This window comes from Parabacteroides distasonis, from assembly GCF_004793765.1.
Lineage (GTDB): Bacteria > Bacteroidota > Bacteroidia > Bacteroidales > Tannerellaceae > Parabacteroides > Parabacteroides distasonis_A.
Window position 1 is genome coordinate 116,587 of record NZ_SRYM01000005.1, and the last position, 9,075, is coordinate 125,661.

General features: G+C 39.5%; 10 protein-coding genes. 3 read left to right on the forward strand and 7 right to left on the reverse strand.

All coding sequences use genetic code 11. The annotated features are described in order from the left end of the window. Window positions 1-73: 73 nt before the first annotated feature. Window positions 74-1,015, forward strand: a complete 942-nt coding sequence (gene mdh / locus E5342_RS03075; protein WP_121736345.1) for a malate dehydrogenase — start codon at window positions 74-76, stop codon at window positions 1,013-1,015. A gap of 85 nt (window positions 1,016-1,100) precedes the next feature. Here mdh and E5342_RS03080 read toward each other — a convergent pair whose 3' ends face one another. The 7 genes from E5342_RS03080 to E5342_RS03110 form a co-directional block, all read right to left on the reverse strand. Further along, window positions 1,101-2,252: an AAA family ATPase gene (locus E5342_RS03080; RefSeq protein WP_121736381.1), complete on the reverse strand. Its 1,152-nt coding sequence runs from the start codon at window positions 2,250-2,252 to the stop codon at window positions 1,101-1,103. A gap of 83 nt (window positions 2,253-2,335) precedes the next feature. Then, window positions 2,336-3,187, reverse strand: coding sequence for a polysaccharide deacetylase family protein (locus E5342_RS03085; RefSeq protein WP_121736346.1), 852 nt, complete (start codon window positions 3,185-3,187; stop codon window positions 2,336-2,338). Between the two features lie 6 nt (window positions 3,188-3,193). Beyond that, window positions 3,194-4,144, reverse strand: a complete 951-nt coding sequence (locus tag E5342_RS03090) for a GNAT family N-acetyltransferase (protein WP_121736347.1) — start codon at window positions 4,142-4,144, stop codon at window positions 3,194-3,196. Window positions 4,145-4,148: 4 nt separating this feature from the next. Next, window positions 4,149-5,147, reverse strand: coding sequence for a 3-oxoacyl-ACP synthase III family protein (locus E5342_RS03095; RefSeq protein WP_135958805.1), 999 nt, complete (start codon window positions 5,145-5,147; stop codon window positions 4,149-4,151). A gap of 11 nt (window positions 5,148-5,158) precedes the next feature. Next, the gene (locus tag E5342_RS03100) at window positions 5,159-5,920 is read right to left on the reverse strand and encodes an SDR family NAD(P)-dependent oxidoreductase (RefSeq protein WP_135958806.1); all 762 of its coding nucleotides are present in this window, start codon (window positions 5,918-5,920) and stop codon (window positions 5,159-5,161) included. After that, window positions 5,901-6,074, reverse strand: coding sequence for an acyl carrier protein (locus E5342_RS03105; RefSeq protein WP_349237375.1), 174 nt, complete (start codon window positions 6,072-6,074; stop codon window positions 5,901-5,903). Before E5342_RS03105 ends, E5342_RS03100 begins: the two co-directional genes overlap by 20 nt. 351 nt (window positions 6,075-6,425) lie before the next feature. Then, the gene (locus E5342_RS03110) at window positions 6,426-7,070 is read right to left on the reverse strand and encodes a helix-turn-helix domain-containing protein (RefSeq protein WP_121773754.1); all 645 of its coding nucleotides are present in this window, start codon (window positions 7,068-7,070) and stop codon (window positions 6,426-6,428) included. 77 nt (window positions 7,071-7,147) lie between these two features. Between E5342_RS03110 and E5342_RS03115 the strand changes: the two genes are divergently transcribed. Together E5342_RS03115 and E5342_RS03120 are read left to right on the forward strand one after the other, a co-directional pair. After that, entirely contained in the window at window positions 7,148-7,378 is a 231-nt protein-coding gene (locus E5342_RS03115) for a hypothetical protein (RefSeq protein ID WP_121773753.1), read from the forward strand. After that, a partial coding sequence (locus E5342_RS03120; RefSeq protein WP_135958808.1) for an integrase catalytic domain-containing protein occupies window positions 7,356-9,075 on the forward strand: 1,720 nt, incomplete at its 3' end. The genes E5342_RS03115 and E5342_RS03120, both read left to right, overlap by 23 nt.

Consider the following 9,075-nt stretch of genomic DNA (forward strand, 5'->3'; position numbering starts at 1 on the left):
ATAGATTGTACCTTTGCCACCGTTAAAAAACATAGCGTATCATTAAGTAATAACATACTAAAACTTATTTATTATGTCAAAAGTAACAGTTGTTGGTGCCGGTAATGTAGGTGCTACTTGCGCAAATGTTCTTGCCTTCAATGAAGTGGCAGACGAAGTTGTAATGCTAGACGTAAAGGAAGGCGTATCCGAAGGTAAAGCGATGGATATGATGCAGACCGCTCAATTGCTAGGTTTCGATACTAAGGTTGTAGGTTGCACAAACGACTATGAGAAGACAGCTAACTCAGACGTTGTAGTTATCACTTCTGGTATTCCTCGTAAACCGGGTATGACTCGCGAAGAACTGATCGGTGTTAACGCTGGTATCGTTAAGAGCGTAGCTCAAAACATCTTGAAATACTCTCCGAACGCAATCTTGGTAGTTATCTCTAACCCGATGGATACGATGACTTATTTGTCATTGAAGTCTTTAGGCTTGCCGAAGAACCGTATCATCGGTATGGGTGGTGCTTTGGATAGCTCTCGTTTCAAATATTTCTTGTCTCAGGCTCTAGGCTGCAACGCCAATGAGGTTGAGGGTATGGTAATCGGTGGTCACGGTGACACAACAATGATTCCGTTGGCCCGCTTGGCTACTTACAAAGGTATCCCTGTTAGCAAATTGTTAAGCTCAGAGAAATTGCAAGAGGTTGTTGCTTCCACAATGGTTGGTGGTGCTACATTGACTAAATTATTAGGAACTTCAGCTTGGTATGCACCGGGTGCAGCTGGAGCTTATGTAGTTGAGTCTATCATCCACAACCAAGGTAAGATGGTTCCTTGTTCTGTTTACTTGGAAGGTGAGTACGGCGAATCTGATCTTTGCATCGGTGTTCCTGTTATCCTTGGCAAGAACGGTATCGAGAAGATCGTTGAGTTGGAATTGAACGCAGAGGAGAAAGAGTTGTTCGCTAAGAGCGCTGCCGCTGTTCACAAGACAAACGAGGCTTTGAAAGAAGTAGGTGCACTTTAATTTGAATTTCTATTAAAGCGATAAAAAAAGAGGCCAATCCTTCGGGGTTGGTCTCTTTCTTTTATGGGAAAGTGGATACGAACAGTTATGACGGGACGAAGATAATATTCGAGTTTTTCAATCGCTGAAGATACATACGAAACAGAATATCCGGGATAAAATAAACAGTATCCTCTCCAGTCAGCAAGTCCAATTCCATCAGTTTACGGACAGCCGCTTGGACTGCACTGCTGGAGACCAATGAATATTTACGAATGAAACCGGCACTCATAATCTTCTCCGCCTTACCTGCTGAGGCTATGGCATACAGCAATTCTTTCTGACGTTCGGGTATTCTGGACAATAGTTGGCGATATCCATCGCCTGCCTCTTCCAAAACTCCATCAACTGTCTGACGTAATATATCCAACGTACAACTACTGCCTATAGGGGTATTTATAAAAGCTTCATGAAAAGTTTTCTGCATATAATATGTATTCCCCTCAAACAAACGATATATAACCAATACATCTTCCTCACGAATAGTACGTTCATACACATCAAACCAATGACAGACAAAAGGTATGTATTCTTCAGCGACGATAGGATACAATTCCAAAATCGATGTACTGTTATAGAATGGACGAGCGGAAGAGAGGAACATCTCCGTTACCAAATGACGCTCACTGCCTGAAAAGATAAAATGCACATTAGATAAATGCTGAATATGGGAGCGCAATAAAGCTTCAATATTTTTTTCAGGGTATTTGGAAATCTGCTGAAATTCATCAAAGGCCACGATACAAGGTTTATCCGCCTTTTCCAAGCAGTCGAATATTTCAGTCAACGTAAACTCCGGGCGGCTGATATCACCTAGTTCCAGACTAAAAGTAGGAGTACCATTAAGAGGGTCAAAGCCAAACTTGGCATTGACAGACCTCAGTCCTTGCACAAAAGCCGTAAACATTTTACGACTCTTACCTTGCAACGTCTCAAAGACCTTCAAGCCAAACACGTAAGCGAATTCTCTCATGCTAGACGTGTGCAAAATGTCAATATAGAACGTATAATAACTATCAGCACACTCAGGCTTGTCATAACAGAATCGAATCAACTTTGATTTCCCCATACGGCGTGGAGAAATCAAACACAGGTTTCCACCATTAGATAAGGTACGGATAATCTTCTTGCTTTCCTCACGCCTATCACAAAAATATTTCTCCGGGATACTACCCGTAATAATAAAGGGATTGTTCATCATAGATCATTTGTTCTGTATAGACACAAAGATAATTATTCGTTTTGAATTATACAAATCGTATAATTTGAAATGAATGATGATCAATGTAACTTAACAATAGGAGCTGTCTCCCAGTCTATCAGACCATCTGCGGAACGTAAATCCATAAAATCATAATCCATAAGCCATCGTTTCAATTTCTCTTCCGCTCCATGCAAGCCATAATACGATTTGAAACGACGGATATAATTTAAGTCCTCAATCATCGGTTGCTCTGCATCTAAATCACGAGGATGAATGTAACCCAACAAATATTCCAGACATTCACGTGTCCATTTCCTCAATAAGCAATAGGGGATCAAGCGGAAATAGCCTCCTCCTGAGAAAACGATATGCTTACCCAGTATCTTACGATACACGATCGGGAATTCCTTCATCCTTATCCCATTATACTCCACCCAGCTAGGTATCGCAGAAGTATACGACGGCATTCCCCCATGCGCATGATGCGCAGGAAAAACCGAGCTATCCATACGAATCCCCAGCTCATGCAATATCTCGAAAGCCCACCCCTCGCTCTCACGGATCGAGAACCCCGGCGCACGGAAAGCCTCTACCTTCTGCCCCGTTATATCTTCCAGCAATTTTATGGAAGAAGAGACATCCTCTTTGAACGCCTCCCTCGATTGCTGCCACACTAACTGATGATTCATCGTATGGCTTCCCACCTGATATTTAGAAGCGATCTGCCGAACGATATCCGGATACGTCTTGGCGATCCAACCGATCACGAAAAAAGTAGCCTTCGTTTCTGCCTCCTCCAAAATACGGAAAATGCGCTCCATATTCTCATAGATACGCACTTCAAAACCTTTCCACTGCTCCTCAGAGCGTGTAGAGTCGTTATCGAGGAGATGAAACCACTCCTCGATGTCGAAAGTTAATATGTTCATTGGAACTTAGATTAAATCGTAATTGGACAAGTTTACATCCCAAGATTCAATATTAAAAAGCAGATCTTTATTCTTTTCATTCAATAAAAATCCAGTGAAATTAAAATGTTTCGGCTCAAATCTCCGGGGAAACTTAATCATTCCATAACTACTAAAAGGAAGATGACCCACATAAAGAATCAAATCAAAATTCACATTCTCGTTTTGAATAATATATTTCACCGCCTTGCAAAAGTTCCTTGCGGATTTATTAACCACATCCACTAAAAAAGCAGTTCGAACCCCTTCATATGTAATTATTTTATACATAAATTGGAAAGAGTCCATCTTGACAATCGAATAATGCCCATCATTACGTTTATATCGAGTCGTATTGTAACTTTCAGCCTCTTTCTCTACACTAAACCCTTTAACTTGTTTACTTGCAAAATAACTAGAAAATGTTACCCAAAACCGGCAAAACAACATAGAGAACAAATTCAAAAACGAAAGAGATTTCTTGATACCGCCAATCCGATATGGAAGACAATAGGTATCCAATTTACCAATATCCTCCATTAAACCCAGAGATTTCAATATGGGATAAGAATTATCATTCGGGAATCCATAAAGCATAGTCGCATCTTCCTCTTTATATCGATTTGTCGCATGAATCATCATATCAAAGAAATTATCGATTCCTCGGCATTGTTTCTTGATCATGGTATCCACATTACAAATAAATAATTGCCTTTCGCCATTAACCTTATAGTAACAAGGAATTCCCGAATTATGCCCAACCACACTCCCATCTTTCAACATCAAAGAATGGAACGAGTAACCTAAAGGATTATTCAAGTATTGGTTATTGAACTCTTGGATGGTTCGGCTCTTCTCAAAGACCTCATTGAACAATGATAAAATCTGCTCTTTTTCAATAGAAGTCAACTCTGTCGTCTTCTTTACAATAAATTCCATTCGTCTATTTACATTTTAAGAGGGTCGCCCCCCAAGAGAATCCTACACCAAAACCGGCTATCAAGACATTTCCATGTAATTTATCCTCTTTAATAGCCTGATACAATGCGATTGGTATAGTAGAAGATACCGTATTCCCTACATTCTCTAAGAAAATAAAGAATCGCTCCTTATCGATATCCAACAACTTTCTCAAGTAATTAATCATATATTTATTTGCCTGATGGAATACCACCAGATCCACGTTTTCCAGCGATAATGAATTTTTGGCCAGCGTATCCTCTACCATTACAGGTACCGCATCCGAGGTGAAATCAAAAATCGCCTTTCCATCCATAAACAAGTGATCGCTAGAATGCGGGGTATGATTCTCATCAAAAGTTAAATCGTTCAACTTCTCAAAACATCTGGAAGCCCCAGTCTTAACGATCAAGCTTTCCGCACCTTGTCCATTCGTACCCAGCGAAAACTCCCCGATTTCCGCTAAACCCTCCGTAGAGACAAGAGTAGCCGTAGCCCCATCCCCAAATATCGTACGGTTTCCTTTATCCTTTGGATGAATATATTTGGTATATGTCTCAGCAGTCAATAACAAGATATTTTTAGCTATACCGGACATAACAAATCCTTTTGCGATCGCAAGCCCATACTCATATCCCGAACACCCTAGATTAATATCAAAAGCGCCACACGACGTAGATAACCCCAATCTATTTTGGATTACGCAAGCTGTACTTGGCAGAAAATAATCTGAACTTTGGGTACAGAGCACAACAAAATCAACAATCTTTTTATCTATACTGTATTCCTCGAAAAGTTTCTCCGCTGCTTTAACTGCCATATCTCCCGCAGTCTCTTCTTCAGCCGAGATATGACGCTGAGCGATTCCCACTTTATTCGCCACTTTCTCAACAGACCATTCCGGGAATTCTATCACCAACTCCTCGTTTGTAAGCACTTTCTCCGGCAAATAATAAGATATTGCGTTTATATAAGCTTTCATAAAATCAACATTTAAATCAGAGTTCCTTCGCCTCCCCCATTTATTTCCACACAAGATCCTGTCATCCAACTACTAGCTTCCGATAACAGAAATACACTCAGATTGGCAATATCTTCCGGTGTCCCATATCGTTTAAGCGGATATTTCAATTGAGCTTCCTCCAGTACTTCCTTGTCAATGCCATTTTTTGTAATCAAATCCGTCCACACCATTGCCGGACAGATACAATTCACACGGATCAAACGAGAGGCTAGCTCCAAAGCCAATACTTTCGCATAAGAAATGACAGCTCCTTTAGAGGCACTATAAATAGCGTTTCCTACACTTGGATACTTGGCTGCCATAGAAGCGATAAAAACGATGGAAGCTCCTTTATTAATTTTCTTTTCCCCTATCAATGACTTTTGTAATAGAATTGGAGCTACCAGATTCGGATTAAAGATCTCACTTATATCCTTTTCCTCTATACTTTTACATGGAACACGACTTCCAACACCGGCATTTTGTACGATTCCATCCAATTTTGGCAATTGTTCCACCAAAAATTCTCGCTGAATCTCTTCTGTAAGATCCGCAACAACAAGCTGATGACCCTCTCCAAACAATAAAGACATTGTCTCATCCAGTCGCTTCTCATTACGAGCCGTAATGATTACTTTCGATCCCATTCTTGAACAAGCGACAGCTATCGCCCGACCTATCCCTGAGGAAGCACCTGTAACCAAAACTCGTTTGCCTTCTAATGAAAACGGATTACTTACTGGTAACGACATTATAAAGTTCCTCTATCGTATCTGCGCTTCGTAAATCCAAGACCGTAAGTTTTACGCCATACTTTTTCTCCACCATATTCATAACCGCCAAACCAGTCAAGGAAGACCATTCTTCCAAGTCCCTAAACTTAGTATCCGGTTGAAAATCTGACAACTCAGTATCATCAAATTGATTCGCAAAATTTTTGATAAACTGTGGGGGGTATTTGAATAAGCTAAATAGATGTTGATTGGAATATTTTTGAAAACCTGTTGAATATCTGAATGTTGAAGGAAGTAAAAAGGAAAAGATTAGTTTATTGTAAATGCTAATTACTTTACACTCATTTACTTTTACTTTACACGAACCCCATATTTTTGCCTGTTTTCAGAGTGAAAACTTTACTTTTTAGTTGAATTTGGTTGTGTTTTTCAAGTTTGAAAGGGGCAAAAACTCAATGGTAGGTACATAATCGGTACATCCAATAGGTACATAATATTGAACGCAAATGTACCTACCGTTATTTTATTGTTCTACCTCTAATGACTTTCTTTCTAAAATATCTATTAGTTTAATAACCTTGAGTAGCATTTTGCTTTGTACATCATGCTGATCCCATAAAATTTTAAACTTATCCTCTATTTCTAATTTATAGTAGTCCGGCTTTTTTATATAAGAGCTAAACTGCTCTGCAAACATTTTCTCTTTACCTACTACTTCCATTTCTTCTTCGTCTGTAATATTTTCAAATGCTAGAGATAGTAATTTATGCAAAATATCCATAAAGCATCCTTGCATCAATCCGGCATTAACATTGATCAGCTTGTTTAATTGATTCTCTATATCGATATATTCGAAATTTGTAATCAAAGATTTTCCTTCAATAGAATTGGGGGGAATGGAATATTTGAAAGAGTCATTATCGGTATTAACTGTTTTTATTCCATTCTGTCCTGTCATAAGCCATTCTGGATTTACATCATAGGTTTTGATTATCTTACTAACGAGATTTGTACTAACACCTATCTTGCATCTTTCTATATCTGATAATGTAGCTTGTTTTATTCCTAAACTCTCCGCAAAATCTTTTTGTGTTAAGCCTCTCTCTTTTCTTATATACTTGACCCTATTATTCAACTCAGTATCGTAATTAACTATATTTTCTTTCATAAAACTTGTTTTATATATCGGTATTAACTATATTTGCATCGGAATTAAACACAAATTAAAGCAAATATAGTGAATTTATGGCATTACCGGTGGAAATTAGAAAAGAAATCAAAAAGAGGCTTCCTTATGGAACCTTGACAAAGATCGCTAGTAAACTGGGTATTACATCTGCTGCGGTTTGCAACTACATCAATGGTCGAGGTTCAAACAAACGAATAGAAGATGCCATCTTAATTGAGTGTAAATATCTGAAAGAGGAAGAAGAGAGCAAAATGCTAATAGCCAATGAATTCATTAAGAGTATATAATCAAAGTGTCTATGTATCTTATCAATGGCTTATTGATAAAGGCATTGGCAAGGAAGCTATTAAGCAATGGAGTAAAAGAAATCTACTTGCTAAAATGCGCATGGGTGACACTATTTATGTCCCCTATGATCATATCCCAGATAGCACAAAATCCAAGCTACCAAGTAAAGACGAAATTCTATCAAGCATAGAAATTCAAAAGACTGTCTCAATATCAGAAGGATACTACAACAAGATGTATAGCGCATACGAAAAAGGATTTATCAAGTACTTGGAGTATTATCAAGATATGGTAGGCAATGATGAAAAAGCATTGAGATACGCCAAGCTTCATGCCGTGTGGGTAGTTGTGATGGAAATATATGATGAATTCATTTCTGTACGGAAACGTCCCAAGCTTCGTGAGCTTCATGAGGCATTCTCTAAGATATACCCGGAAAAATACGTTTATGTGCGCATGTGTCAAGCAATCAAGAATATTAAGGAGAGCGGTATCGAAAACAATGTGATAGATCACCGTGGAGGCCGTGATGAGGAATATGGCCCGGTTTTGAAAAAATGGGTCCTAGACGCTCTTTCGTCCGGCAAGGCGTACTCAGCCCAATTCATACATGACAAGGTTTGTGAGTTGTGCCGAGAACATGGTTATAAATCACCCTCTTTATCATGGGTCAAGACTTATATGTACAAAGTGTTACCTACCGTTTATCCAACGCGATATGGACTTGATAAAGGTATCAGCCAATTGCCCTACGCCGGGATCATCCGGGCCACAAACCCGGGAGACCAATGGCAGATCGATGGTTGGAGATTGCCTTTTTATATGGAGAACTACAAGACTCTCACCCTATTCTCCGTGATGGACGCTTGCTCTGGGCGTATTGTTGGTTATTACATTGATTTCAGCGAGAATACGAAGACAATACTCAAAGGGCTTGAGAACGCTGTCCAGACAACTAACACATTGCCATTGGAGATTCTTGCGGATAACCATTCGTTTAACAAAACAGAGGAATCTGATTATTTCAAGGGGAAGATCGAAAAGATGGGAAGCAGATGGACAATCAGTGAGAACCCCCGATATAAATCATTGATAGAACGAAGTTTTGGAACATTCGGTACAAGATTTTGCAAGCCTATGTACGGTTATATCGGTGAAGGGATCAAGACCCGGCGTACGAATGGGCGTACAGCGCAAGAACTGGTAGATAAGTATACAAAGGCCGGAACTTTTCTTACGGAGGAGCAAATCAAGCTGATAGCCATACATTTGGTGGAAGAGTATAACACAAAGGTAGGTAAGACAGGACAAAGTCCGATTGAGACACATCAAACGTTAGAGAACAATGGCATCCCGATTGATGAGATAGGCCGCTTGAAGTTATTCGTGCAGCCAACCCCTTATACCGTTCGCCAAGGTCAAATCAATATTGAGAGGGAGAAGGCCGTATATGAGTTCCAGTTGAACAAGGAACAATACCTGACACTGAATAATAAAAAGGTGAACGTGAGATACATGGACTTTGATCAAATATACCTATTTGACCTAAAGACAGATAGGTTGATCGGTAGTGTTCCTAAAAAGAGATATGCGCATGGCGCATACACCAACCAGACCGATGAGGATATAGAGATTCTGAATAAGAACAAGGGGCGTATAAATGGCATTAAAACGGCGTTTAAACGGCAACAGGCCG

Coding starts and splice junctions, on each gene's coding strand:
- mdh (WP_121736345.1), top strand. CDS start 74: ATGTCAAAAGTAACAGTTGTTGGTGCCGGTAATGTAGGTGCTACTTGC.
- E5342_RS03080 (WP_121736381.1), bottom strand. CDS start 2,252: ATGAACAATCCCTTTATTATTACGGGTAGTATCCCGGAGAAATATTTT.
- E5342_RS03085 (WP_121736346.1), bottom strand. CDS start 3,187: ATGAACATATTAACTTTCGACATCGAGGAGTGGTTTCATCTCCTCGAT.
- E5342_RS03090 (WP_121736347.1), bottom strand. CDS start 4,144: ATGGAATTTATTGTAAAGAAGACGACAGAGTTGACTTCTATTGAAAAA.
- E5342_RS03095 (WP_135958805.1), bottom strand. CDS start 5,147: ATGAAAGCTTATATAAACGCAATATCTTATTATTTGCCGGAGAAAGTG.
- E5342_RS03100 (WP_135958806.1), bottom strand. CDS start 5,920: ATGTCGTTACCAGTAAGTAATCCGTTTTCATTAGAAGGCAAACGAGTT.
- E5342_RS03110 (WP_121773754.1), bottom strand. CDS start 7,070: ATGAAAGAAAATATAGTTAATTACGATACTGAGTTGAATAATAGGGTC.
- E5342_RS03115 (WP_121773753.1), top strand. CDS start 7,148: ATGGCATTACCGGTGGAAATTAGAAAAGAAATCAAAAAGAGGCTTCCT.